The organism is Bifidobacterium apri, assembly GCF_009299485.1.
GTDB lineage: Bacteria > Actinomycetota > Actinomycetes > Actinomycetales > Bifidobacteriaceae > Bifidobacterium > Bifidobacterium apri.
In genome coordinates this window covers 1-1,236 of record NZ_WBSO01000040.1, presented here as the reverse complement: position 1 = coordinate 1,236, position 1,236 = coordinate 1, and the positions used below count along the sequence as shown (strand labels likewise).

The window sequence follows — 1,236 nt, the reverse complement described above, 5'->3', positions numbered from 1 at the left end:
CCCGTTTTCAAAGTGCAAGTGCAACACCTCGGCTAGGGTTGTGGGTTGAAAGAGAAATAACAATCCCTGGAAAGGTGTTGCACCGATGCCATCCTACAATCACCTGACGGCAAGCGAGCGGGTCCTGATCGACAGGCTCCGTTTCCGCGAGCACCGGTCGATCCGCCAGATCGCGGCGGTGATCGGGCGTAGCCCGTCGACCGTCAGCCGCGAGTTGAGGCGCAACCTGTGGAACCCGTCCAACGAGAACGAGTCGTACCGCCCGTACCGTCCCGCGCGCCTGAAGACCGGATCGTGGACCGGCGGGCCGTACTATTGCGCGTTGACCGCGCAGCGTCTGGCCGGCAAGCGGCGCGAACGGTGCGTGCGCCGGCGGCGCATGTCATGCGACCAGCTGGTCGCATGGGTCATGGACGCGCTGCGGCGCGGCTGGTCGCCCGCCACGATGGCCGGCAGGCTGCGCCTGGAGTTCCCCGACGACCCGCTGATGAGGGTCAGCCATGAGACGCTGTACGCGTGGGTGTACCGGCAGGCCTCCGACGGGACACGCGACCTGCGCGCCTACCTGCCGCGCGGCCATCGCCGGCGGCGGGCACGCAAGGGGCGGCGCGGGCGGCGCATCCCCATCCCGGCGCGCGTGTCGATCCACGAACGGCCAGCCGCGGTGCAATCGCGCCGCGAGTTCGGGCACTGGGAGTCGGACACGGTGATCGGCGGCGGGGTCACGCGCCGGTGCATCAACACGCAGGTCGAACGCAAGACCCGCTTCCTGATCGCCACGCTGGTCGATTCGAAGGAGGCGGCCGTCACCGCGGCCGCCGAGGCGCGCGTGTTCGGCGCGCTGCCGCCCGCGGCCAGGATCAGCCGCACATGGGACAACGGCAGCGAGTCCGCGCTCCACCTGCTGGTCGACGAGTCGACGGGCATGCTGACCTATTATGCGGACCCGTACAGCTCGTACCAGCGGGGCAGCAACGAGAACCGCAACGGCATGATCCGCCGCTACCTGCCCAAGGGCACGAGCCTGGACGACCTGGCCCAGGACGAGCTCGACGAGATCACCCGGCGGATCAACGGCACGCCCCTGAAGGTCCTCGGATGGCTCACGCCGGCGGAGGCGTGGGACGAGCAGATGGAACGACTCGCCGCCCAGGGCGCACCCGTCCCCGGGTACCCCGTACAATCAACCACAACCCACAACACGAGGCAGTGTTGCACTCCAAACTAGAAAACGGG

The 1,236-nt window shown here is 68.4% G+C and carries 1 protein-coding gene; it reads left to right on the top strand.

Annotation, left to right across the window (positions count from 1 at the left end; genetic code table 11):
- Nucleotides 1-85: 85 nt before the first annotated feature.
- Nucleotides 86-1,228, top strand: a complete 1,143-nt coding sequence (locus DSM100238_RS09235) for an IS30 family transposase (RefSeq protein ID WP_240812431.1) — start codon at nucleotides 86-88, stop codon at nucleotides 1,226-1,228.
- The last annotated feature ends 8 nt before the right edge of the window (nucleotides 1,229-1,236 follow it).